The sequence below is a fragment of the Virgibacillus sp. GM2-2 genome (assembly GCF_055329585.1).
This window is the reverse complement of record NZ_JBUZWC010000004.1, coordinates 111,523-136,280: the sequence shown is the minus strand read 5'-3', so window position 1 is coordinate 136,280 and position 24,758 is coordinate 111,523. Positions and strand designations below refer to the sequence as shown.

Below are 24,758 nucleotides of genomic sequence, written 5' to 3'. Positions count from 1 at the left end.
TTACGTTAAAAGAGTATGAAGCATTAAAAGATAAAGCAGAAAAGCCACTAGTTCTTGAGTTTGGGGCAGATTGGTGACCAGGCTGTAAAATGTTGAGGCCGGTGGTCTCAAGCGTCGCTGAAGAGATGAATGATGTTGATTTTCGCTATGTGGATGTCGATCAATCATCTGATTTAGCAAGTGAGTTTGGTGTACAAAGTATCCCGACTATGGTTCTTATCAAGGACGGAGAAGAAAAAGACCGTTCTGTTGGATTTGTACCAGAAGAACGTGTAAAAGAGTTTGCTCAAGGATAAAGTGAAAAAGAAGCACAGGCTACGGTTTGTGCTTTTTTTAATTATGAAGTGATAAGTCAAACTGAAACATGGGAGAGAAAACAAGTAACTCGGGAGACACTACACCGAACACGGGAGAGAACCTGAATAATTCGGGTGAGAGCACAACATACCAGGGAGAGACAGCACTAAAGTCAGGAGAGAGCATCCCTAAACTCGGGAGAAAGCGCAATAAAAAAATAACAATTAAGTTGCTTTTTTTTGGTACAATAGAATGAACAATAGACTAGTTTCATATGAGGGGTTAGGCGCACCATTTTCACTTTTTAGGATATTTCCTAAAAAGGAGGTGTTGCTTATGGATATTGATAAAGTATTAACGCTGATGATTTCATTCGGCATGTTAATTGCGTTTATCATGTCCGACAAAAACCATAAAAAATAATCCCTCATGTGATTTTAACAGGTCAATGTGAGGGATTATTTCCTTACTGTGCCTCCCCCTTTTGATGGGGTTAGTCTATTATGCCGTTCCATGTGTCCAGCATGGGACGGGTTTTTATAATATATGTCCTTCTACTTAGAGTATACCTCATAATCCCGCTATGGTAAACATTATATTTGCCGTTAACATATTTTTTCAGTCATTGCTATGATTTTTAGAAAAACTCGGCATTCGCTTCGTCCTTACTAGCGAGTGCCGAAGTTTTTCTTATAAGGTCTACCATAACTTTCTGACGTTACAAAAAAACACGACCATGGCCGTGTTTTCTATCATAAAAGGCTAAAATCATATCCTTTTTCCTTTATTCTTTTAATCAAATCCGGCAATACTGCAACTGTTTGAGTAAGCTCATGCAATAAAATAATCGCACCGTCTTCCAAATTTTCCACAACGTTTGAAATAATTTGCTCGGGATGATTCTTCAATTCCCAATCCATTGCTGCCACTCGCCACATAATGGGCGTAACATTCAATTCTTTTGCCGCTTTTATCGTATCGTCATTATACTGACCAAATGGAGGGCGGAAAAAGGTTATCTCTTCACCAGTAATCTTTTCGATTTTTTGGATACTATTTTTTATATCGTAAAATTGTTTTTCATACGATAGCTTTACTAAATTTAGATGTTTAGTTGAATGTGTTCCAATCACATGTCCTTCATCCAATACTCGTTTCCATGGTCTTTCTTTATATAACAAGCGTGATTGCCAAAAGAACATTGCAGGCACATTTTCGTTCTTTAGGATATCTAATAGTTCAGGAAGCACTTTACTTGGACCATCATCAAACGTTAAGACTACTGATTTTTGTTCCTTCGTTGGTGCTGTTGTAATAATATTACGATCTTTAGAGCCGTACACGACCCGTGAATTGTCGACTACTCAAGGACTTTTCATGACCATATAATTTCACCCCGTCCATATTAATTCGAAACATATAGATGATTATACTCTTGTTCGTCAAAATCTTCTTGTTTTCCATCAAAGCTTACTTTTCCATCTTTTAGTGCAATCAATCGCGTTGAATATTGTCGTGCTAAATGAACATCATGGACATTTATAATGGACAGTAATCCATGTCGCTCATGCATCTCTTGTAGGATGTTAAAAATCCGCATCGATGTACCTGGATCGAGACTGGAAACAGGCTCGTCACCTAATAATATTTTTGGTTGTTGTAAAATAGATCGTGCAATACCAACTCGTTGTTTTTGCCCACCGCTTAGGCGCTCCACACGTCGATTCATCATCTCAGATAATCCAACATCTGAAATGACTTGCTTTGCTCGTTCCATCTCTGTTGGTGAAAACCAGCCAATTAAATTTTTGAATGAGTTTCGGTAGCCAAATGAACCCGTTAGGACATTTTGTAAAACGGATAGACGAGGGACGAGATTGAAATGTTGAAAAATCATTCCCATCTCTCTGCGGACTTTTCTTAGCTGTGTGTCATTCATTTTTGATAAAGACTGTCCGTCCCATATTATATCGCCATCAGTTGGTTTTTGTAGTCCATTAATACATCTTACTAACGTTGACTTTCCTGCACCACTTTTACCTAATATACAAACAAACTCACCTTGGTTGAAGGTCAAATTTATATTGGAGAGTGCATCTTGCTCCGTTCCTGGATATCGAATAGTTAAATTTCGTAATTCTAGCATGGAAACACCCTCCTTAAATAACCCTTTTTCGTACATAGCTACCAAATAGATCAACCATAATAACGAGAATCATAATTAGTAAAACATCTAGGGCTACAGCTGAATACTGGAACGTTTTAAAATCATTGAAAAGACGCTGACCTATTCCACCACCACCGATAAAACCTAGTATAAGGGAAGTACGAATGGCTACTTCAAATCGGTAAAAATAATTTGATAATACAACCGGCCAAATTTGTGGAATAATACTAAATAGGTTAGCAAACCAATTTCTTGCCCCAACTGCTTTCATCGCTTCTTGTGGTCCGGGATCTGAAGCCTCCACTAATTCCGCAATCAATTTACCAAGTACCCCGATATTATGGAGCATCATGGCAAGGACTGCTGGAAATGGTCCTAATCCAAGCGTAGTCAATAGAATTAACCCAAAAACAATTTCAGGTATGGAACGCACAAAGCTCAAAACAAATCTCGTTATGTGATACAAAATTTTAGACGGAGCTGTATTCCAAGCTGCTATAAAACTAATCGGTAACGCAATAATTAGACCGAATAGACTCCCTAGGAAAGCCATAGCAAGTGTTAGAACACTATCCTCTAACATTCCAGATAAATTAGAGGTGTCCATTGGAAACCATTGTGATAAAAAATCAATCATATTGCGAAAATCTTTAAATTTTGATAGGTCAAATTCTGTTAAACGCATGCTAATGTATATAAAGATTGCTAACAGAATGATTGTAATGAAACTTCTGCGTTTAAACCACACGGATATCAGCTCTATTCTTCAATAATTCCTTGTTTGATTGCTGCTTTTCTGATGAATTCATAATCTTCATTAGATGCTTTCGTAAATCCTGTAGCGCCAAATGCATCTAGAATTTCTTTATCTTCAATCGCTAAGAAAGCTTTTTGTAGTTTTTCAATTGTTTCTTTGTCAGTATTTTTATGAACGGCCCAAGGGTATTGGAATAATTTATCTGATTTCCAGATAACCTTCAGCTGTTCTCCATCTATTTTACCTGAATCAACTAGTTGGTTATAGATAGCACTATCAATCGCTCCAGCATCAACCTGCTTGTTTTGAACGGCTAACGCAGTTGCGTCATGTGAGCCGGTGAAACGTACCGCATTAAATTTGTATTCATTTTCGTTTTTATATACACCACGCTCTTCCAGTTCGATTCCAGGAATTAGCGAGCCGGAAGTAGAACTTGGATCACCAAAAGCAAAGTCGATTTCACTAGGATTTGCTAATAGTTCTTCTAATGAATTCCATGGATTATCCGCATGTGTAATGATATAGGAATGGTAAAACGGTTCGCCATTAATTAGTTGTGTAATAATAGCTTTAGCACCACTCTTTTCATGCGCTACGACATACGTTAACGGACCGAAGTAAGCCATATCAATTTTGTCGTAGTTCATTGCTTCAACCACACCATTGTAATCAGGATAAACCTCTACTGAAACTTCACGTTCTAGTTTTTCATTTAAAAGCTTTTGTAGTTTTTTCATCGCATTATCCATTGATCCTTCTGTTTGAGCAGGAATTACCCCAATTGTGAACTTGTCCGACTCTTCATCACTTGAACCTGATTCTTCGTTTGTGTCTCCGCATGCTGATAAAATTAGGATAATACCTATAGCAAAAATTGTAATAAGCCATTTATTCAATTTATTCACCTCATATAGTTGTTGTTTACCATTTTAAAGTTACAAATAGTAACCCATTTAGGGTAAAACAAGGACTCAAGGAGAGTCCTGTTTTCATTAGATTACATTAATTCGTCCAGCATTCTCACGTGTAACTTCTCCTATTACAGCAGATTCAACATTCTTTTTCTGTAAATCGGCTTGTAAGGAGGAAACTTCTGCTTCAGGAACTGAAATAAGCAATCCACCCGAAGTAACCGCATCACAGAGAATGAACTGATCGATTTCATTGATATTCGTGTAATCAATTCGGTCAGCTATCCATTTATGGTTCTTTTTCGTTCCACCTGGAATAACATCCTTTTCGGCAAGTTCTCTTGTTCCAGGTAAAACAGGGACGTCTTTACTATTAATCGTAATACCAACGTCGCTACCTTCTGCAATTTCAAGTGTATGACCAAGTAATCCAAAACCAGTCACATCGGTACAAGCATTTACTGTGTAATTTTCCATTGCCTCTGCAGCGTACTTGTTTAACGTTGCCATCACCTTCATTACATTGTCGAGTTTATCTTGTGCTAACAGGTCTTTCTTAATCGCTGTTGTTAAAATCCCGACACCAATCGGTTTAGTCAGGATAAGGCGATCACCAGGTTTAGCGCCTACATTTGCTCGAATGCGTTCTGGATGGATGGTTCCTGTTACGGATAAGCCAAATTTCGGTTCATCATCGTCGATGGAATGTCCCCCAACTAAAGCTGCTCCAGACTCTCTGACTTTATCAGCAGCGCCAGCTAGAATTTGAGCTAGAATGCTTTTATCTAGTTTATTGATTGGAAAACCAACAATATTCATAACGGTAATTGGTTTTCCTCCCATTGCATACACATCGCTAAGTGAATTGGCTGCTCCAATTTGTCCAAACATGTATGGATCATCGACAATCGGAGTGAAAAAATCCAATGTTTGAACTAAGGCAGTCTCATCGTTTATCTTATAAACACCTGCATCATCCGATGTATCTAATCCGACGAGCAGGTTTGGATCGGGTTCAGATTTAGGTATATGCCGCAGAACCTGCGACAGGTCTTCAGGACCAATTTTGCATCCTCAACCACCTTTTGTTGATAAAGAAGTTAATTTAATGATTTCTTCTTTTTTTGACATGCTTATCACTCCTTGTTATCCAAAATGGTGTTATAAATCGTGAATAGTTGTTTTGCTTCATATTCACTGGAATGTTTTTCAGAAATATACTGCTTTGCAGACTGGCCAATTTGCTTTCGCCATTCAACCTTACGTATGATTTGTTCGGCATATTCAACAAATTGACTTGGTGTATCGTATATCATACCGGTTTTCCCGTGTGTAACGATGTTACGGTTTCCGAGATTGTTGGAAACAAGAACGGCTAAACCATATCCCATTCCTTCTATTATAGCAGCTGGTTGCCCTTCGGTGTGTGATGTATTCAAGATCGCATCCGCTTGTTTATATATCGTACTCATTTGTGCATGCTCCAGCTGACCAATATATGTAACCCAATCTTTATTCTTGGCAACAAGCTTTTTTACAACTTCTCCTTCTTCTTCCTCAATAACAGGACCAACTAACCAAAGCCTGAGGGAAGGGAATTTGTCATGTAGCTTGTCCAGCATTTCAATCGCAAAAGGAATATTTTTCACCTTTCTAATACCAGCTGGTAAAACAAATAAAAAGGTATTTTCTTCCCTAGGTAATTGTAAGTCACTTTCGGAAAAATTGCTTGCACCCTGGTGGATGATTGAAATTTTTGAACCTAAATTAGGATCTTCAGTTTGAAGTACACGCTTCGCTTCCTGGTCAAATACATGGATTGCTTTCGCCTCCTGTAAACAACGTAACACGTTTTCCCGATGATTTTCATCAAATAAATCGTGATTCAAATCGGTTCCGGTGATCGTGATGACAAATTTTTTTGGTCTGTCAGCAAGATTTTCCATGAATGTATAAAATTTATATGCATGGAAGCCATGTACAAGATCTGCTTGTGGCAGCGTGGTTAAGGAAGAATCATTTGTTACAGAGATAATTTCTGTTTGAACCCCAAATTTTTTAAGTCCGTTTGCAATTCGTTGTACAGTGACTGTATTTCCTCGTGGTTGATGAAAATTAGGTGTTACGAGTAAAACCTTCAATCATTCTCATTCCTTAATGGAAAAATTTTGGCGGGACTGTGTGGGAATCGAACCCACCGAAGACGGCACGCGCCTCCCTCAGAGTTTTGAAGACTCAGGGGGACACCAGTCACCCATCCAACCCCATTTTATATACACTTACTTGAGTATATACAACATTCATTTTTGTTAGCAAGAATACTGCTTTAAATAGTATCACCCAACTAAAAAATATACAATGCAGAACGCTAAACTTGAATGGGAAGCCATTGGCGATTAAAGTAATAGTTAAAATAAATGAATTTAAGTGGTAAAGAAAGTAGGATTAGAAATGGATACCTCATACTATACGATTGGAATGGCAGGTCACATTGATCACGGCAAAACCACGTTGACAAAGGCGCTTACTAACGTAGACACTGATCGTTTAAAAGCTGAAAAGGAACGGAATATATCAATTGAACTAGGATTTGCTCCTTTAAATATGGAAGATGATACACACGTTTCTATTGTGGATGTTCCTGGCCACGAACGGTTTATTAGGCAGATGATTGCAGGAGTTGCGGGGATCGATCTTGTCGTAATGGTAATCGCAGCAGATGAGGGAGTTATGCCACAAACAAGAGAACATTTAGAGATTCTGGCATTTCTTGGTATTGAGCATTGCATTATCGTCATGTCGAAAATCGATCAAGTAGAGACGGAATTAATTGAGCTTGTAGAAGAAGATATAAAGGAAGAATTAAACGGAACTACATTTCAACACTCCCCTTTTATGTATGTTGACAGTATATCTGGTAAAGGAATTGACCAGCTAAAGGAGACGATAGTTGCGCAACTAAAATCTGTTAAAAATCGTAATGAAGAAGGAGCGTTTCGACTACCAATTGATCAAGTTTTCACTGTACAGGGCCAAGGAACAATAGTAAGAGGTACGATTTACGAAGGTATTATACATAAAGGCGATCAACTTACCATTCTGCCTAAAGGTCTTAAATCCAAAGCACGACAGCTCCAAGTGCATCACGAAGCGGTTCATCAAGCTAGAGCTGGACAACGAACAGCTGTTAATCTGAGCGGAGTGAACAAAGAAGACATCAAGCGTGGGGATGTACTAGTTGATTCTGACCACTTTTTACGCTCCAATACTATAGACGTATCGTTAAAATTTGTGGAGAATTTAGCGGCACCACTTAAACAACGTGCACCTGTACGAATTTATGTAGGAACCTCTGAAGTGACTGGCACTATTATATTTTTTGACCGTAATGAAGTGAAAGACGGCGGGGAAGAAGTTCTTTGTCAAATTAGACTAGAGGAGGATGTGGTCATCAGACGTGATGACCGATTTATTATTAGACGACCGACACCGGTAGAAACACTTGGTGGTGGTTGGATTATTGAGCCGAACGGTGGAAAGTATCGTTTTGGCGAAAATACGATAAAGGCTTTACAGAAAAAGAAGGAAGGTACTCCTGAAGATTTGATACAGAATGTTTTGACCGAACATAAGCTTTTAGACAAGAGCCAACTGATTAAATTGACCTCGGTCGATGAGAGTGAAATGAATTCACTGCTTGAATCTGGAATAGAAAATGACAGTATTATGAAAACTTCTAGCAACAAATTTGTGTTAGCTAAGGTATTCAGTAAAGTAAAGGACCAAATTACTAGTGAGTTAACAATCTACCACGAAACGTTTCCAATGCGACTTGGCATGGATAAGGCTGAACTTCTTCAAACGATTAGCCAGCGATACCCAAAATCGTTGATTGATTTTTGTATCAACACTTTTATAGACAAAGAGATGCTTAAAAAATCTGGTCCGTTTATGGCATTATCTTCTTTTCATCCACATTTACCAAGGGAATGGGAAAACAGGATGAACCAACAAATTGCCGCATTGAAACGGGATGGAATTACACCAAAAAAGTGGTCAGAATATGCTGATGAATCAGGTCTGTCACAAGAAATTGCACATGAGTTAAAAGCTTATCTCATTCATGCTGAACAGGCATACCAACTAACAGATGACTTGGTTATCCATCATATTCCGTTTCAGGATGCTGTAAACAAATTGGAAACAGAAACGAACGAATCGTTTAAGCTCACGGATGCAAAGGAAACACTAGGATTATCTAGAAAATACTTAATTCCCTTTTTAGAGTTATTGGATGCTTTTCACCTAACTACTCGGAAAGATGACGTTCGCTTATGGAGGACGAAAAAATGAAGGAATTCCTACGCATGATACCAGCTATCCACGAAGTGCAAAAGACAGAGCGGTATAGAACATTAGCTCGTGTAGCAAATCTTTCAACCGAACAATTGAAAGAAATTATTCAGCAGTCAACCGAACTTGTCCGACAACAAATAATAGAAAAACAAATTCCAACTGATCAATGCACATCAGATCACTTTCTACAACTGATTTTGGACAAAGCGGAAGTAAGGATAAACGATTTTGTCAGAGCTCGGTTAACCAACGTGATTAACGGTACTGGCACTGTATTGCATACAAATTTAGGAAGGGCCAGACTAAGTGATAACGCCATCAATCATGTACATGCTGTCGCTGCTGGTTATTCCAATTTGGAGTATGATTTATCGAGAGGTAAACGTGGATCACGTCATGACATAATTGAAGATTTGTTAAAAAAAGTTACGGGTGCTGAAGCTGCAATGGTTGTAAATAATAATGCAGCCGCTGTATTTCTGATTCTCCGCGCACTCGCAAAAGAGAAAGAGGTAATTGTTTCTCGTGGCCAATTAGTTGAAATTGGCGGATCATTCCGGATTTCTTCCATTATGGAGGAAAGCGGGGCACGATTGGTTGAAGTTGGTACGACCAATAAAACACACCTCTACGATTATGAGGATGCAATTAGTGAAGAAACAGCGATGATTTTAAAGGTTCATACTAGTAATTTCAAAACAGTCGGATTTACCGAATCGGTTGACACCGATAATCTAATCAAACTTAAGCGTCAGCACCCAGACCTTATTTTTTATGAAGATTTGGGAAGCGGCTCATTATATGATTTTAAACAGATGGGAATTGGCGATGAACCCGTAGTACGGGAAGTACTAGACGCTGGTATTGATCTTGTTTCGTTTAGTGGAGACAAACTATTAGGCGGTCCTCAGGCTGGGATTATTGCCGGGAAAAAAGAATTGATTCAAAAGCTTAAAAAGCATCAATTAGCTAGAGTTTTACGAGTAGATAAGATGACTTTTGCTGCCCTGGAACAAACCTTAAAGGCATATGTTGCTGATAAAGCAGTCCAAGAATTGCCAACAGTCCGAGACATTAGTAAATCTATAGATGAGATTAAGGACCAAGCTGAATCGTTTAAAATTGAAGTAGAACAAGCTTGTTCCTTATACCAAGTTAAATTGCTGGAAGATACATCACAAATTGGTGGAGGCACGATGCCAGATGTTAAGCTTCCAACGATAGTAGCAGCAATTTCGCATAATAATTCAACTACTAATGAGTTAGTGGAAGCACTACGAAAAAATAATCCAGCAATTATTACGAGAGTTAAAGAGGATAACGTATTGGTAGATTTTCGAACAATTTCGCGAGATGAAATGCAAGACTTAATAAGAGGATTTATTTTTGTGGGTTGATTTTATTATACAGATTTCTCGGGGGAAAGCATCTTTAGAGAGATCGAAACAAGTTGAGCGGACACCATGGCCCTTATTTGTGTAAAAATAGCTTGAATTCAACTGTTAGCGGACATAGGATGCCTTATACAGTCGAAAGGTAGTTATTTCATCATGTTTTTACCAAAATAAGGTATCCTGTGTCCGCTCAATCCATAAAATATACCCTAAAAGTGGAAATAGCGGATTCTGAGTCCGCTACCTAGCAGTTTCCTCCAAAAAGATCGTCGGAGTCTATTCTTTTCTGAACCTAGTGAAAAACTAGGTTTGCTAAAATTTAGTCAACGTTACGCAGGGTTGGTATTTTATAAAAGATTAGTAGTGTAAACAGAAGTAAAAATAATGCACCAAACATAATGACAAATTGTATACCGACTCCAAGTGATAAACAAAGAGAAGTTAGACCGAATGAAATAGGTGTCAAGCCCATCGAAGAAACAGTTTGAATACTCATTACACGACCAATCATTTCAGGATTCGCTTCATTTTGAATGACAGATACGGCACAAATATTTGAGACCGTCATCGATAAACCTAGAAAAATAATAACGATGATGCTTTGCCACATTTCAAAGGTGAAACTTAACAATAAAAAACAAATAGCCATAAATAGCTGTGCGGTTAAGCTAATGACACCTCTTTTTCTTCTAAGGTTCATTATACCGAGCGTAAGCGATCCAACAAACATACCACCCGCCAGGAAAGCTTCCATATAGCTATAATCTAATGTTTCTCCGTGCAATACGTTTTTCACAAATATAGGTAACCCAACAATTAATGGTCCGGTGAAGAATAGATTTAGAAATAACGTCTTCAAAATAAAAGCCATTAGTACCGGTTCTTTTCTTACATAAAAAATACCTAGTTTTAAGCTTGTGAAAAGTTTTTTCTTGCTTTCCTCTTTTTCTCTCGTCACCTTATTCACTTTTATAGCTACTACAAAAGCGCCTCCAAGTAAGAGTAACAACGCAATTATCGCAAATATTTCAGTGTAGCTTAATCCAACGATGATAAACCCTGCAACCATTGGACCAAAAATGGAGGTGGTTTGATTGGTGGTTTGTATAATAGAATTTGCGCTGGTTAATGATGATTTCGGAACAATTGATGGAATGATTGAGCTAGATGCTGGCCAGAAAAAAGCATCCAATATCCCAACGAGCAGGGCTAGAATTATTAACGTAATTAACTGTATTTCTCCAGTAAATAATAATAGTAGCCCTAAACCACCAATTAAAATTGCTTTTGATAAATCGGAAAAGAACATGATCTTGGATTGACTAATATTATCAGCCAGCACTCCTCCAATAAGCATAAATACAATTCGTGGAACGGTGCCAGCTATATAAATGATGCCCAAAGACGCCTCTAAATTAAGCACTTGAACAACATACCACGCTTCAGCAAAGTAGAACATACCAATCCCAAGTCCAGAGAGCAACGTTCCAATCCAAAGTAATAAAAAGGCTTTTTGTTTAAAGATAGATGTGGATTTAGGCAGCGGACTTTTGACCGCTACATTACTCATCGTCTTCTTGATCCTTAAAATACGGTTCATCTATTTGGAAACCAACTGTTGCAAGATAAAACCATTCCGCATCCTGCAAGTTAGGATCACTTATAGAATGTAACTCTTCTAAAAGATTATGGTATTTTGTAACCCATTCTTTAAATTGCTTTTTTGTTGTTCTGAATTCTGTCTGAGTAGCTATTCTAGACCATTCTTTTGGATTCTCTGATTCTGTTAAAAAGCTATCGTCAGGTGCTGCTAATGCACGGCTTTTTGCACGATCGAGGGTAGACACCGTTAACAACCTACGACTTTCCCCGTATTCTTCATGATATGGAAGTAATTCCGTTGATGGAATGAAACTTTTTGCAACAGCTTGATAAAGCTTTTGTGTCATATTTCTTTTCTTATTTTCCTCCACCATTTTGATCAAACCATTCTTTTCTAAATCTTGAAGATGGTAATGAATTTTTGATCTAGAAATGTCCATGATTTGAGATAACCCCTGACCAGAACGGGTTTCCTCGATAAGTAAGGAAAGAATTTGTACGCGAAGCGGATCACTCAATGACTTTAATTGTTCATATTCACTTAGAATCAACACATCTTTTTGTTTCATTTAACATGTTCACCTCTTCTGACTTGTCAGTATTTATTGACATGAATATTACACCGTATTTAAAGGTTTGTCAATATAAAAATTGAATAAAGTATTTCCTGACACAACGTTAGTACAAAACATTATATTTTTCATCTTGACACGAACATTTGTTCCTGGTATATTAAATAAAAAATTTGCATTTAAGAGGGTGAATTTATGGAAGTAATCAATATGAAAGAAGATGTTACACGCTTAACAAAAGATGAACTCGGCTATATTCTTAACCTCGATGAAAAAGAAATTCGCAACCACAAAAAAACAGACCTTGTCTTGAGATTTCTCTCTCAAGATTCAAACGATTTAATAAGAAAAATGTACAAAGACTATTCCTATCGATTAGCCCTTCACCCGACGAAAGTACAAGAACTTCTAAATATCAATCCTACCGAAAGAAAAAGGTGGACCAATCAGGGGAAACTTATTGTTGATCATTATCAATCCTTTCAAAAATGGGGAAAAACAATGGAATACCCGATGTATGACGCTTATGAACTTTACAAGATTTCTCTAGATACAATTGAATCTTGGCGTCATGAACATACGTGCGAAATTCAAAAAAGACGTAAAGAAGCGACGAAGAAGGCGCTTGAAACGAAGCGCAAAAATCTGGTCGTTCAGCAAAAATTCTATGAGAAAGAGTGGAAAGAAACCCTGAGTAACTGGTTTAATGTTAGCAGTGAGTTGGGTGCTACTCTCCAACTAGCTTTTTGGACAGTATGGGTCAGTAGATGGGCAAAAGAGTACCAATCTAAAGCACATAACGCAAGACTTAAAACGGATCAATATATTTCTAAGAAAGAACGTTTCTATGAATTGAAAAACACCGCACTAAAACTACTTCAACGTTCTCCACACACACAGATATCGTTTTATCGCCCTCCCGCACCAAATAAACGTTTCAATCTCCAATTTTGTCATGACCACTATCATTTGTGGTGTGAACTTAGAGAATTTGATTACATGGGAAAATGGGATTTTTTCGATATGTATGAAAAGGAAATCATAAAATGTGAAACGTGCTCCTTTAATCAAATAAATGATTATTATTCTCTTTTCTATCTTTCGGTAAAAAGTAAGGATATAGAGGGTGTTCATTTTTCTTTTCATACCCCCTATCCAATTGGTAAAGCTATTTTTCCAGCCAAAGAAACATTAGAAAAAGTTTATCATAACGAACAAGAGGGATTATTTCGCTTTGGTCGAACACTGTTTGAAGAAGAGAAAGTTATTTTTAAAGAAAAAGAGGTTAAAAAGAATTTTGAAGAAGCAATAGAAAAGTTTTTGCTCTATTTTCCTATCGAAAAAATCGTTTAACATCTTTCACTGTAACTTCACCTCTATTAACGATAGAATATAATTATTCGAATTTCGAAAGGAGTAACTATTTTGACTACATATCCAAATGTAACTGAAACGAAAAATTTGATTAAGCAATTGGTATCGATTCCAAGTCCGTCTGGTAATACGGGAAAAGTCATTCAATTTGTGGAAAACTATTTAAAAGAATTACAGGTAGAAACAAAGCGGAATCGTAAGGGGGGATTAATCGCCACCTTACCTGGAAAAAACAACGATGAACAGCGTATGCTAACTGCACACGTAGACACACTTGGCGCAATGGTAAAAGAGGTAAAGGATAACGGCCGTCTTCGCCTAGACTTAATCGGGGGTTTTCGTTACAACTCCATTGAAGGTGAGTACTGTGAAATCCATACCTCTAGTGGAAAAGTATTTACAGGAACAATATTGATGCACCAAACTTCGGTTCATGTTTATAAGGATTCTGGTGATGCTAAGCGGAATCAGGAAAATATGGAGGTCCGAATTGATGCTAAGGTCGAAAATGAGGCTGAGATTCGAGAATTAGGAATCGAGGTAGGAGACTTTGTTTCATTCGATCCGCGAGTGGAATTAACAGATAATGGTTTCATTAAATCTCGTCATTTGGACGATAAGGCAAGCGTTGCAATTTTGCTACAACTAATAAAACGCGTTAAAGAAGAAAATATCACACTTCCACATACAACCCATTTTCTTATTTCGAACAATGAGGAAATTGGCTATGGTGGGAATTCCAATATCACACCTGAGACTATTGAATATTTAGCGGTGGATATGGGTGCAATGGGTGATGGTCAATCAACTGATGAATATACAGTTTCAATTTGTGCGAAAGATTCAAGTGGACCGTATCATTACGGATTACGCAATCATCTTGTGAATTTAGCAAAGTCAAATGACATCGGCTACAAATTAGATATTTATCCATTTTACGGCTCAGATGCTTCTGCGGCAATAGGTTCTGGACATGACATTATTCACGGACTTATTGGTCCAGGAATTGATTCATCCCATGCATTTGAACGGACACATGAAACATCGTTGGATAACACGGAAAAATTATTATATCATTATGTGCTTTCAGGAATAGTCCCCTTTAAGTAAAGATGAAAACGAACTTACCTAACTAGGTGGTTCGTTTTTTTATTTTTGCATTAATTCATCTTGACTTATTGTATAGTGTAATAGATAATACTCACGAGTAATATAATTAACTATGAAGTTGGAGCTGTCTTTTTTATGGGAAAAAGGGGTAGAAAAAAAGGTGCGAATGGAGAACAGAGTAGAGCATTATTACTGAAGATTGCTGCTGAAGAATTCGCCAATAAAGGATATCATGAAACAAAAATAAGTACGATTGTAAAAAAAGCTGCGTTAACACAGCCGACATTTTACCTATATTTTCAAAGCAAACAAGAAATTTTCCAGGAGTTAATCAATTCTTTTCAAGCAAAATTATTTCATTTTGTTGAAAAAAGCCGTCTAGAGAATGGGATCGAATTAAAATCCTTACCGGAAAAAATTAAACTACGCCTAACGGCTATTTTTACTTTTTTTGCTGAGAATCAACATATAACGACGATTGGATTTTTTATTGCACCAGAGGCAGAAGCAATGAAAAAAGAATTATCGATTCAAATAACAGATAACCTTACTAAAGAAATGCAAGCTGGGTATTTTCAATCTGACGTAAATTTACGTATTGTTGCGGAGAGTTTAGTAGGAATAATGGAACGTCTCACTGTATCTCAATTATTTCCGGGGTTAAAAAAGCCAGAAAGCCTCGCAAATGAAATAGTGGAACTAATACTATTTGGAATCATCTCTACTAGAGATAACGGGTAACTTTTGCATTGTAATTTACTAATAAAAAGGAGTTGATATTTATCAAGAGTTCGATGAAGGAATCACTGGAAAATCAACTTGATGAAGAATGGGTTAAACTTGTGATAATGGCGAAAAAAATAGGGTTAACATTGGAAGACGTTAGGACATTCATTAACGAATATGACAATCAATCGATAGATAAATAGATTAGCGTGTACATAATTAGAAGACGTGCCATTGGTAGGTCTTTTTTTGCTTATATATTAATTATCTTTAGGTATATTGTATGAAAGGCGTTTGTTGAGGAAATCAAAACGAATTTTCATTGAGTTGAATTGTTTTTTAGTATGATAATATGGCTAAGCAACGTATGATATAATCGGATATATTAATGCAGTAGGTGGATAAATATGAAAGCCCAAAAAGATACATTAGGGGGAAATAACGATGATCGACTTACGAAGTGATACAGTTACAAAACCAACACTTGAGATGAGACAGGCTGCATTTGATGCAGAGGTTGGTGATGATGTCTACAACGAGGATCCAACACTACATGAATTAGAAGAATTAGCTGCTAGAAAACTAGGAAAAGAAGCAGCCATGTTCGTGCCGAGTGGCACACAGGGGAACCAAATTGCAGTGTTAGCTCATTGTCAACCAGGCCAAGAAATTATTTTAGAAGCAGAATCACATATTTTTTACTATGAAGGTGCATCCATATCCGCTTTTGCGGGTGTTCAACCAAGAACAATAAAAGGAAAACATGGTGTAATGGATCCGGAGCTCGTAAAAGCTTCAATTCGAGAAGATGACATTCACATGCCTGAAACAGGGCTTATTTGTCTTGAAAATACACACAACCGTGCAGGTGGTGCAGTTGTACCGCTAGATAATATGAAAGAAATTTTTGAAATAGCGAAAGAAAACAACGTTTCGGTTCATTTAGACGGGGCAAGGTTATTTAATGCTGCAGTAGCTACAGGAACGGATATAAAAGAATTTGCTAGTTATACAGATACAGTACAATTTTGCCTTTCGAAAGGCTTAGGGGCGCCAGTTGGCTCTATAATCGCTGGGTCTTCAAGCTTTATAAAACGGGCAAGAAAATGGCGTAAACGATTGGGTGGCGGCTTACGGCAGGCTGGTATATTAGCAGCACCCGGAATCGTAGCACTCAATAAAATGGTCGACCGGTTGGCGGAAGACCATGAAAATGCGAAAATGTTAGCTTCAGGCTTGCAAGAAGTAAAAGGGCTTTATATTGAAAATAACGTGGATACAAATATTGTGTTAGTTAATACGGAAGGTGTTGGACTTACGTCTAGTGAGTTTTTGGACAGAATCAAGGAAGAAAAAATACTAGCGGTAGCATTTGGTCCAACTACAGTAAGGTTTACTACACATTTTGATGTGAATCGTGAACAAATTTCACTAGTAATAGATAAAATAAATAGAGTTGTTTAACTATACTGCGCCTAACATTCTAATCTGTAATGTTAGGCGCTTCATATTTATGATAAAATTCAAATCAAGAAAAATTAAAGGTGTCGATGGTAATGAATCATGCGATAAACATTTTAGTTGTGGAAGATGATAATGATATAAATCAATTATTATGTAATATTATTAGGAAAAACGGATACAATCCGCAGCCTGCATACTCTGGTACGGAAGCAATGATTTATTTGAACAATCAAGAATGGGATATGGTCTTGCTTGACCTAATGCTATCAGGAATGACTGGTGAAGAAGTACTTAAGGAATTGATAGAACGGAAATCTATGCCAGTAATTATTATTTCTGCAAAATTAGATCAAAAATCTAAAATCAACATGTTACGCACAGGAGCAGATGATTACATAACAAAGCCTTTTGATATTGAGGAGGTATCTGCAAGAATTGACGCACATTTGCGACGCTATAGTCGTCAAAAAGAACCATTAATAAAAAAGGAACTTACACATAAAGACATTTTTATAGATTTGGAAGCTAAGACTGTACGAGTAAACAAGAAAGAAATTTCACTTACATCTCGTGAATATACCATGTTAGTTACACTTCTAGCATCTCCTAAGAAGGTTTTTACGAAGGCAAATTTATATGAAAGTGTTTGGGACGATACATTTCATGGAGATGATAATACGGTAAATGTCCATATGAGTAACTTGCGTCATAAGCTTTCCAAAGCTAATCCCGTTGAGGAATACATTGAAACAATTTGGGGGATGGGATACCGACTTAAAACTTAAGATTTTCTTAAGAATTATCTTAAGCCTTTCTTATGTTTTGACTTTTATCATGAAATGGAACACATAAGAAAGGAAGATGAAACAATGGATAATTACATTCTAAGGACAGATAGTTTGACGAAGAATTATAAAAGTCAACGTGCTTTAGAAAAAGTAAATCTATCTATCCGAAAAGGTTCTATTTATGGTTTTATCGGTCAAAATGGCGCTGGGAAGTCTACCTTAATCAAATTGATTACTGGACTTGCATTTCCTACCAATGGCTCGATTGAATTGTTTGGCGAAACCAGCAATAGTGAGCTCGTGCAGGCAAGGAAACGAATAGGGGCAATAATAGAGGGGCCAGCTTTATATCCCAATATGACAGCTAGTGAAAACTTGGAAGCGCATAGGTTATTGAAAGGAATTCCTGGGAAGGATAGCATTCAAAAACCATTGAAACTTGTCGGATTAGAAGACACGCGAAAGAAGAAGACGAAAAATTTTTCGCTAGGAATGAAGCAACGACTCGGGATTGCTATAGCATTACTTGGCGATCCAGAATTTTTAATTCTTGATGAGCCAACGAATGGACTTGATCCAATGGGAGTTGTGGAAATTAGGGAGCTGTTACTAAAACTAAATCGCGAATATGGTATTACTATCTTGATCTCAAGCCATATTTTAAGTGAGCTTCATTTACTAGCTACACACTATGGTATTATTCATAAAGGAGTCTTGTTAGAAGAAATAACTGCAAAAGATTTAAATGAAAAATGTCAGCAGTACTTGCATATCAAAGTGGATGACGTGAACAAAGGTGCAGCAGTAATAGAAGACGAACTTGCTACGACTGACTTTGAAGTGATGCCTGATGGATCGATCAAATTATTCCATTATCTCGATAAACCAGGAATAGTTTCTGCACTATTAACAACAAACGGGTTAACAATCGAACAGTTTATGCCGATGAGTGAGGATTTAGAAGGTTATTTTACGAAGCTGATCGGAGGTCCAAAGCATGAATAATTTGCTAAGAACAGAATTATACAAGTTGCAGAGAAACCGTTCTTTTTGGACATTGTTATGTTTATTAGGTTTAGCGGCTATATGTTGGCCAGTTATCGAATACATTGATCATGATCTGAATTTTAATAGTGGGGTAGAAATATTTTTTGGTGCTTTAGTAGTAAATGGTGACATTACAATGTTAGTACCGTGTATACTAGCTGGATTTTTTATTTCGAGTGAATATTCCACGGGAACAATGAAAAGTATGACAGCCACTGGTAATAGTCGAGGGAAAATTTATTGGTCCAAGCTTTCAGTCTTTTCCATGGGATCGATCATTATTTCACTATTATTTCCTATAATCTCAACTGGAATTGGAACCATATTTTTGGGGTTTGGTCAATTTCCACAAGAGACAGGAATCAGCTATTTTGTTCAAACGATTGGGTTGTTAATCCTTTATACTGTAGCATTCGCATCTATTATGTCTTTTTTTGCTATAGTATTTACTGATAGTGGTAAAACCATTGGATTTTTATTATTACTTTTTCTGCTCATCGATTCCTTTCTAAATATGATAGCTACAGTAGAGCTATTCAAACCCATTTTCAACTATTCTGTTTTTAAACTATTTGGGGAAATAAGTCAGTTTGATATAACTGCTAAACACATTGTAGTTCCTGTAATAACTTTCATTGGTTTTGGGATACTTGGTAATTTCGTATTTCGAAAAAAAGAAATAAAGTAATAACTGTTAGGGGTGGGTGAGAATGAGTTTTATCATAATTATTTTAATCATACTAGCCATTATCATTCTCACCAGGTATTATCTTGTAAAGAAAGAAATAAAAAGCATAACGAAACAACTAAATGACTATAATTTCCATAGAAAAGAAAAGAAAATGAGTATCGAGCATCTAGATAAAGATATCGAAAATCTGGCAGAAAGTATTAATCGCCAAATTGATTTAATTGTGCGAGTAAATGCAGAAAAAAGACGAACGGAACTTGAATTGAAACAAGCTGTAGCGAACATATCTCATGATATTCGAACGCCATTAACGTCAATTTTGGGTTATATTCAGTTACTCGATGCTGATGATGTAACTTCGATTGAAAAGACCGAATACCTAAATGTCATAGAAAGTCGAACCAAACGGCTACAGGTACTTTTAAATGACTTCTTTGAACTGTCAGTAATAGATTCGACGGACCACTATTTGAACCTTGAGCTAGTCAACTTGAATACAGTTGTTACCGAGGTAGTAATGGAATTTTATGATCATTTTACAGCTGTTGGTCTTGAACCAATTATTAACCTTCCAAATGAAGCGGTTATGATTATTGCTGATGAATCAGCAGTTAAAAGAGTGATGGAAAATCTCATAAATAACGCCGTAAAACATTCCAATGAAAATGTATCTATTGACCTAGTGAAAAACGTTTCATCAGTTATCTTATCTATAAGCAACACCACAAATGATATTAATGAGCATGACTTAGATTTGTTATTTAACCGATTTTATACATCTGACAAAGCAAGATCAAGTAACGGAACAGGACTAGGGTTAGCGATTACCAAAAGTCTCATGTTGAAAATGAACGGAGAAATTACTGCAGAATATAAAAACGGAAAAATATATATGAATTGTGAATGGAATAGTAAAAAAGAATGAATTCAATTATAATTCATTGACTAATATGATATAAATTAATAGTGTTAAATTTTAATAGAAAATATAAGTTGCGCATTGTCGGGTAGTTAAATCTATACTCAAAAGTAGGATAAATCAAGGATTTTAGGTAAGTTAACTATTCCAAAATCTGAAATTCGTTCAATTAAATTTGGTGAAGGAAGAATAGACACAACTCATTAATGTATGGAGGTAAACATGGAAAATTGGATAACTGACTTTATGGAACAGTTTGGATACATCGGTATATTCTTAATGATGGCATTGGAAAATGTCTTTCCACCGATTCCTTCTGAAATTATTTTACCGTTTGGTGGATTTTTGACGACAACTTCTGAATTGACAGTTGTCGGAGTTGTATTAGCTGCAACTGCTGGTTCAATAATAGGTGCGATAATTCTTTATGGTATTGGTCTTATGATCGATGTTGAACGGTTGGAGAAAATAATTGACCGATGGGGCCACATTATTCGAATTAAAAAAAAGGATATTCATAAAGCGGATGCTTGGTTTGATAAGTATGGTTATTGGACAGTGCTGTTCTGTAGAATGATCCCATTGATTCGTAGTTTAATATCAATACCTGCTGGGATGTCAAACATGAAATTTTGGATGTTCTTGCTATTTACCACAGTCGGAACACTTGCATGGAATATTATTCTCGTTTCAATTGGGGCAATTTTAGGCGAGTCGTGGAAGGATATCTTGCACTATATGGAATTATATTCTACCGTTGCATATATCATTATTGCAACAGGAGTGGTACTATTAATTTTGTTATATTTACGAAGGTTAGCAAAACGAAAAAGATAGAGTAAGGAGATAAACGGGATGGAGATTATTGAATTATTAAAAGCATTAATTCTAGGGTTGGTAGAAGGCCTTACAGAGTTTGCGCCAGTTTCTTCTACTGGTCACATGGTACTCGTGGATGACTTATGGTTAAAGTCGAAGGAAATTTTAGGATCAGATGATGTGGCAAATACATTTAAGGTCGTTATACAACTTGGCTCTATTTTGGCAGTCGTTGTTGTCTATCGAAATCGATTTATTGATTTGTTAGGTTTGGGAAATAAAAAAAGGGAAACGAATCCAGGACAAGGTCGATTGAAACTTACACAGGTAATTGTTGGATTGATACCTGCTGGGATTTTAGGTTTATTGTTTGATGATTATATTGACGAACATTTGTTTACTGCAGGAACAGTATTATGGGGCTTGTTAATCGGTTCCTTCTTAATGATCTTTGCTGATAAGTTTTCTCCAAAAGAACCACGTGTTACAACGGTGGATCAAATTACGTATAGACAGGCATTAACAGTGGGGCTAATCCAATGTTTCTCATTATGGCCAGGATTTTCTCGTTCAGGTGCAACGATTTCAGGTGGTGTTTTAACAGGAATGAATCACCGGACTGCTGCTGACTTTACGTTTATCATGGCAGTGCCGATCATGGCTGGTGCAAGTGGTGTATCACTGTTGGGTAATTGGCAGTATTTCACGATGGATGTACTACCATTCTTTATTGTTGGATTCATCGGTGCGTTTGTATTTGCACTAATTACGATTAAGTTTTTCTTAAATGTCCTCGAAAGAATAGGATTAATACCATTCGCAATTTACCGGATTGTGTTGGTAATTGTAATATATTTAATCTATTTTTAAATAAACTAAAAAGGTACCTTTTACTTGGTTATGAAAATATACCGAGCAGCGGGTACCTTTACTTTTTATCTAATTTAAGGGTCGGATGAATGCTTCTACAATTGTAGGGGCATTTTTAAATAAGAGAACAAATTGGTTTACAAAATACCCCTTAAGGGTATAAATTGTATAGGAAAGCAATTTTGAGATGTAGGAGGGATAGAAAATGAGTGAGCATTTGAAACACGAGCATGATCATCAACACGAAGAACATGAGCATAATGGGTCTGATCATCATCATGACCAACATGATCATCATGACCACCACGCACATATGATGGAGGATTTTAAAAAACGATTTTATATCTCCATGATTTTAACGGTTCCGATTTTAGTATTGTCACCGATGATTCAAGATGCCATCAATGTCGATTGGCGATTTGCAGGCGATTTATATATTCTTTTTGGTTTATCTACCATTGTCTTCTTTTATGGTGGTTGGCCATTTCTTAAGGGAATGGTCGATGAGGTAAAACAAAAGGAACCTGGAATGATGACACTAATTGCGATGGCAATTATCGTTGCATATGGATACAGCTCGTTAACTGTTTTCGGCATTGAAGGTCGCAATTTTTTCTGGGAATTAGCAACCCTGATTGATATTATGTTGATTGGTCATTGGATCGAGATGAAATCAGTCATGAGTGCCACTTCATCCCTAGAAAAGTTAGTTGAACTAATGCCAAACACAGCGCATCGTATCAACGAAAATGATGAGACAGAGGAGATTGAGGTATCTGAATTAAAAAATGGAGATAAGGTATTGGTAAAACCTGGTGAAAAAATACCGGCCGATGGTATCATAGTCAAAGGCCGTTCTGAAATTGATGAATCTATGCTTACTGGTGAATCTGTGCCTGTTTTGAAAGAAAAAGATGCTGAGGTTATTGGCGGTTCTGTTAATGGGGAAGGTTCCCTTACGATTTCCATTGAAAAAACAGGTGAGGATAGTTATCTTTCTCAGGTAATCACAATGGTACGTGATGCACAAAATTCACGTTCTCGTACACAAGACTTATCCGATCGCATGGCAAAATGGTTGTTTTATATAGCGATGGCGGCAGGATTAGTAACGTTTCTTGTTTGGATTTTTGTTGGACCATCGTTTAGTTATGCCTTAGAAAGAACTGTGACGGTCATGGTCATTGCTTGTCCCCATGCTCTAGGACTCGCGGCACCATTAGTGGTAGCAAAATCCACAACACTAGCCGCAAAAAGTGGATTACTCATACGAAAGCGATCTAATTTTGAAGAAGCTAGAAAGATAGAGGCGGTTATCTTTGATAAAACAGGTACATTAACGATGGGTGAATTCGGTGTGAGCAATGTAGTATCAACTGGTAGTCTAAATGAAGAAGAGGTTGTCAAATACACGGCATCTCTCGAATCGCAATCTGAACATCCAATTGCACGAGGTATTGTTACGTATGCTAAAGATCAAAACATTGAATTCCCACAACCAAATGAATTTGAATCGTTGACAGGTAAAGGTATTCAGGGACAGGTAGATGGCAAAAATGTAAAAGTAGTGAGTCCTGGATATTTAAAAGATGAGCAAATTCAGGTTGACCAGGAAGAATATCAAGCCTTAAGTGAGGAAGGTAAAACCGTTTCATTTTTACTAATTGACAATAAGGTTGAAGGCTTTGTTGCACTTGCTGATCAAATTAAAGACAGTTCAAAAGAAGCCATCGCACAATTAAAAGAAATGAACGTGGAGTCAATGATGCTAACTGGCGACAGTAATAAAGTTGCCCAATGGGTAGGGAAGCAATTGCAGCTTGATTCTATTACGGCTGAGGTACTACCTGATCAAAAAGCTGATTTTGTTAAAAAGGTTCAGAAGGATGGAAAACGTGTGGCAATGACGGGTGATGGAGTCAATGATGCACCAGCTCTAGCAAATGCTGATCTTGGCATCGCAATCGGGGCTGGAACAGATGTTGCTATGGAAACTGCAGATATAGTGCTTGTTGAAAGTAACCCGAAAGATGTCGTCAATATTATCGATTTATCAAAAGCGACATACCGCAAAATGATTCAAAATCTATGGTGGGCTGCTGGCTACAATATTGTTGCAATCCCGTTAGCTGCTGGGATTTTATACCCAATAGGCATTGTACTGAGTCCAGCAATAGGTGCCCTTCTCATGTCATTAAGTACAGTAGTAGTGGCAATTAATGCCCGATTTTTCAACTATGAAAAACAATAAGGAGATGGTAAAGATGATGATGAACAAAAAAGTTTGGGTAGGTAGTTTATTAGTAGCAACTTCATTTGCATTAGCAGCATGTGGTAATGGAAACAATGAAATGAATCACGAAGAAAATGGTGAAGAAATGAATATGGAGGAGTCTGAATCACATGAAGGGATGAACCATTCAAGCTCTGGGGAAGTTCCTGAAGATTTAGCTGTGGCTCAAAATCCTAAATTTGAAGTGGGAGATGAAATCACACTCACAACAGATCATATGAATGGAATGAATGGTGCCGAGGCGACAATCGTTGGTGCTTATGACACAACAGCCTATTCCGTCACGTATACGCCAACAACTGGTGGTGAACCAGTTGAAAATCACAAATGGGTTATCCATGAGGAAATTGCTGACGCAGGCGAGGCACCAATCGAACCTGGTACAGAAGTAACCTTGCAGGCATCCCATATGAAAGGGATGGAAGGTGCTACAGCAACCATTGAATCCGCAAAACAAACAACCGTTTACATGGTTGATTACATGCCAACAACTGGCGGAGAAAAAGTCACCAACCATAAATGGGTCACTGGAAGTGAACTGAAGCCAGTAGATGAGTAAAAACTAAAAAAGCGAAATTGCCTAGGCAATTTCGCTTTC

At 37.1% G+C, this 24,758-nt stretch carries 24 protein-coding genes and 1 tRNA gene; 16 read left to right on the top strand and 9 right to left on the bottom strand.

The window, feature by feature from the left end; genetic code table 11:
• Nucleotides 1–89 precede the first annotated feature (89 nt).
• Complete coding sequence (locus tag ACY9Z2_RS07120; protein WP_463608927.1) at nt 90–296, top strand: thioredoxin family protein; 207 nt, start codon at nt 90–92, stop codon at nt 294–296.
• A 753-nt stretch (nt 297–1,049) separates the two neighbouring features.
• Here the strand turns inward: ACY9Z2_RS07120 and ACY9Z2_RS07115 are convergent.
• From ACY9Z2_RS07115 to ACY9Z2_RS07085, 7 genes are all read right to left on the bottom strand, one after another.
• Nucleotides 1,050–1,640: a polysaccharide deacetylase family protein gene (locus ACY9Z2_RS07115; RefSeq protein ID WP_463608926.1), complete on the bottom strand. Its 591-nt coding sequence runs from the start codon at nt 1,638–1,640 to the stop codon at nt 1,050–1,052.
• Nucleotides 1,641–1,702: 62 nt separating this feature from the next.
• Nucleotides 1,703–2,443, bottom strand: coding sequence for a phosphonate ABC transporter ATP-binding protein (gene phnC / locus ACY9Z2_RS07110; protein ID WP_463608925.1), 741 nt, complete (start codon nt 2,441–2,443; stop codon nt 1,703–1,705).
• Nucleotides 2,444–2,456: 13 nt separating this feature from the next.
• Nucleotides 2,457–3,212 (bottom strand): phosphonate ABC transporter, permease protein PhnE, encoded by a 756-nt coding sequence (gene phnE, locus ACY9Z2_RS07105; RefSeq protein WP_463608924.1) that lies wholly within the window; start codon nt 3,210–3,212, stop codon nt 2,457–2,459.
• An 11-nt stretch (nt 3,213–3,223) separates the two neighbouring features.
• Nucleotides 3,224–4,120, bottom strand: a complete 897-nt coding sequence (gene phnD / locus ACY9Z2_RS07100) for a phosphate/phosphite/phosphonate ABC transporter substrate-binding protein (RefSeq protein ID WP_463608923.1) — start codon at nt 4,118–4,120, stop codon at nt 3,224–3,226.
• A gap of 96 nt (nt 4,121–4,216) precedes the next feature.
• Nucleotides 4,217–5,266, bottom strand: coding sequence for a selenide, water dikinase SelD (gene selD / locus ACY9Z2_RS07095; RefSeq protein ID WP_463608922.1), 1,050 nt, complete (start codon nt 5,264–5,266; stop codon nt 4,217–4,219).
• Nucleotides 5,267–5,271: 5 nt separating this feature from the next.
• Complete coding sequence (locus ACY9Z2_RS07090) at nt 5,272–6,276, bottom strand: glycosyltransferase family 4 protein (protein WP_463608921.1); 1,005 nt, start codon at nt 6,274–6,276, stop codon at nt 5,272–5,274.
• A gap of 28 nt (nt 6,277–6,304) precedes the next feature.
• A tRNA-Sec gene (locus tag ACY9Z2_RS07085) sits at nt 6,305–6,401 on the bottom strand.
• Nucleotides 6,402–6,562: 161 nt separating this feature from the next.
• Between ACY9Z2_RS07085 and selB the strand changes: the two genes are divergently transcribed.
• Both selB and selA read left to right on the top strand, forming a co-directional pair.
• Nucleotides 6,563–8,488, top strand: a complete 1,926-nt coding sequence (selB, locus tag ACY9Z2_RS07080) for a selenocysteine-specific translation elongation factor (RefSeq protein ID WP_463608920.1) — start codon at nt 6,563–6,565, stop codon at nt 8,486–8,488.
• Entirely contained in the window at nt 8,485–9,888 is a 1,404-nt protein-coding gene (selA, locus tag ACY9Z2_RS07075) for an L-seryl-tRNA(Sec) selenium transferase (protein WP_463608919.1), read from the top strand. The genes selB and selA overlap by 4 nt, the downstream gene beginning before the upstream one ends.
• A gap of 316 nt (nt 9,889–10,204) precedes the next feature.
• Here the strand turns inward: selA and ACY9Z2_RS07070 are convergent, their stop codons facing one another.
• Nucleotides 10,205–11,455, bottom strand: coding sequence for an MFS transporter (locus tag ACY9Z2_RS07070; protein ID WP_463608918.1), 1,251 nt, complete (start codon nt 11,453–11,455; stop codon nt 10,205–10,207).
• A complete protein-coding gene (locus ACY9Z2_RS07065; protein WP_463608917.1) occupies nt 11,448–12,056 on the bottom strand; it encodes an ArsR family transcriptional regulator in 609 nt (202 codons plus the stop codon). The genes ACY9Z2_RS07070 and ACY9Z2_RS07065 overlap by 8 nt, the downstream gene beginning before the upstream one ends.
• A gap of 198 nt (nt 12,057–12,254) precedes the next feature.
• Between ACY9Z2_RS07065 and ACY9Z2_RS07060 the strand changes: the two genes are divergently transcribed.
• The 13 genes from ACY9Z2_RS07060 to ACY9Z2_RS07000 all read left to right on the top strand — a co-directional run bounded on the left by ACY9Z2_RS07060 (nt 12,255) and on the right by ACY9Z2_RS07000 (nt 24,719).
• Nucleotides 12,255–13,412, top strand: a complete 1,158-nt coding sequence (locus ACY9Z2_RS07060; protein ID WP_463608916.1) for a hypothetical protein — start codon at nt 12,255–12,257, stop codon at nt 13,410–13,412.
• A 72-nt stretch (nt 13,413–13,484) separates the two neighbouring features.
• Nucleotides 13,485–14,543 carry a M42 family metallopeptidase gene (locus tag ACY9Z2_RS07055; RefSeq protein WP_463608915.1) on the top strand — a complete coding sequence of 353 codons (1,059 nt, stop codon included), beginning with the start codon at nt 13,485–13,487 and terminating at the stop codon, nt 14,541–14,543.
• Between the two features lie 135 nt (nt 14,544–14,678).
• The gene (locus ACY9Z2_RS07050) at nt 14,679–15,284 is read left to right on the top strand and encodes a TetR/AcrR family transcriptional regulator (RefSeq protein WP_463608914.1); all 606 of its coding nucleotides are present in this window, start codon (nt 14,679–14,681) and stop codon (nt 15,282–15,284) included.
• A 53-nt stretch (nt 15,285–15,337) separates the two neighbouring features.
• Complete coding sequence (gene sinI, locus ACY9Z2_RS07045; RefSeq protein ID WP_463608913.1) at nt 15,338–15,472, top strand: DNA-binding anti-repressor SinI; 135 nt, start codon at nt 15,338–15,340, stop codon at nt 15,470–15,472.
• 241 nt (nt 15,473–15,713) lie between these two features.
• On the top strand, nt 15,714–16,733 hold the full coding sequence (ltaE, locus tag ACY9Z2_RS07040; protein ID WP_463608912.1) for a low-specificity L-threonine aldolase: 1,020 nt from the start codon (nt 15,714–15,716) through the stop codon (nt 16,731–16,733).
• A gap of 92 nt (nt 16,734–16,825) precedes the next feature.
• A complete protein-coding gene (locus tag ACY9Z2_RS07035) occupies nt 16,826–17,518 on the top strand; it encodes a response regulator transcription factor (RefSeq protein ID WP_463608911.1) in 693 nt (230 codons plus the stop codon).
• 84 nt (nt 17,519–17,602) lie between these two features.
• Complete coding sequence (locus tag ACY9Z2_RS07030) at nt 17,603–18,526, top strand: ABC transporter ATP-binding protein (protein WP_463608910.1); 924 nt, start codon at nt 17,603–17,605, stop codon at nt 18,524–18,526.
• On the top strand, nt 18,519–19,256 hold the full coding sequence (locus ACY9Z2_RS07025; RefSeq protein ID WP_463608909.1) for an ABC transporter permease: 738 nt from the start codon (nt 18,519–18,521) through the stop codon (nt 19,254–19,256). Before ACY9Z2_RS07030 ends, ACY9Z2_RS07025 begins: the two co-directional genes overlap by 8 nt.
• A 22-nt stretch (nt 19,257–19,278) precedes the next feature.
• Nucleotides 19,279–20,184 carry a sensor histidine kinase gene (locus ACY9Z2_RS07020; RefSeq protein WP_463608908.1) on the top strand — a complete coding sequence of 302 codons (906 nt, stop codon included), beginning with the start codon at nt 19,279–19,281 and terminating at the stop codon, nt 20,182–20,184.
• Nucleotides 20,185–20,400: 216 nt separating this feature from the next.
• Nucleotides 20,401–21,015 carry a DedA family protein gene (locus ACY9Z2_RS07015; RefSeq protein WP_463608907.1) on the top strand — a complete coding sequence of 205 codons (615 nt, stop codon included), beginning with the start codon at nt 20,401–20,403 and terminating at the stop codon, nt 21,013–21,015.
• A gap of 18 nt (nt 21,016–21,033) precedes the next feature.
• Nucleotides 21,034–21,867: an undecaprenyl-diphosphate phosphatase gene (locus ACY9Z2_RS07010; RefSeq protein ID WP_463608906.1), complete on the top strand. Its 834-nt coding sequence runs from the start codon at nt 21,034–21,036 to the stop codon at nt 21,865–21,867.
• A gap of 205 nt (nt 21,868–22,072) precedes the next feature.
• Nucleotides 22,073–24,118, top strand: coding sequence for a heavy metal translocating P-type ATPase (locus ACY9Z2_RS07005; protein ID WP_463608905.1), 2,046 nt, complete (start codon nt 22,073–22,075; stop codon nt 24,116–24,118).
• A gap of 16 nt (nt 24,119–24,134) precedes the next feature.
• Nucleotides 24,135–24,719 (top strand): YdhK family protein, encoded by a 585-nt coding sequence (locus ACY9Z2_RS07000; protein WP_463609028.1) that lies wholly within the window; start codon nt 24,135–24,137, stop codon nt 24,717–24,719.
• Nucleotides 24,720–24,758: the final 39 nt, after the last annotated feature.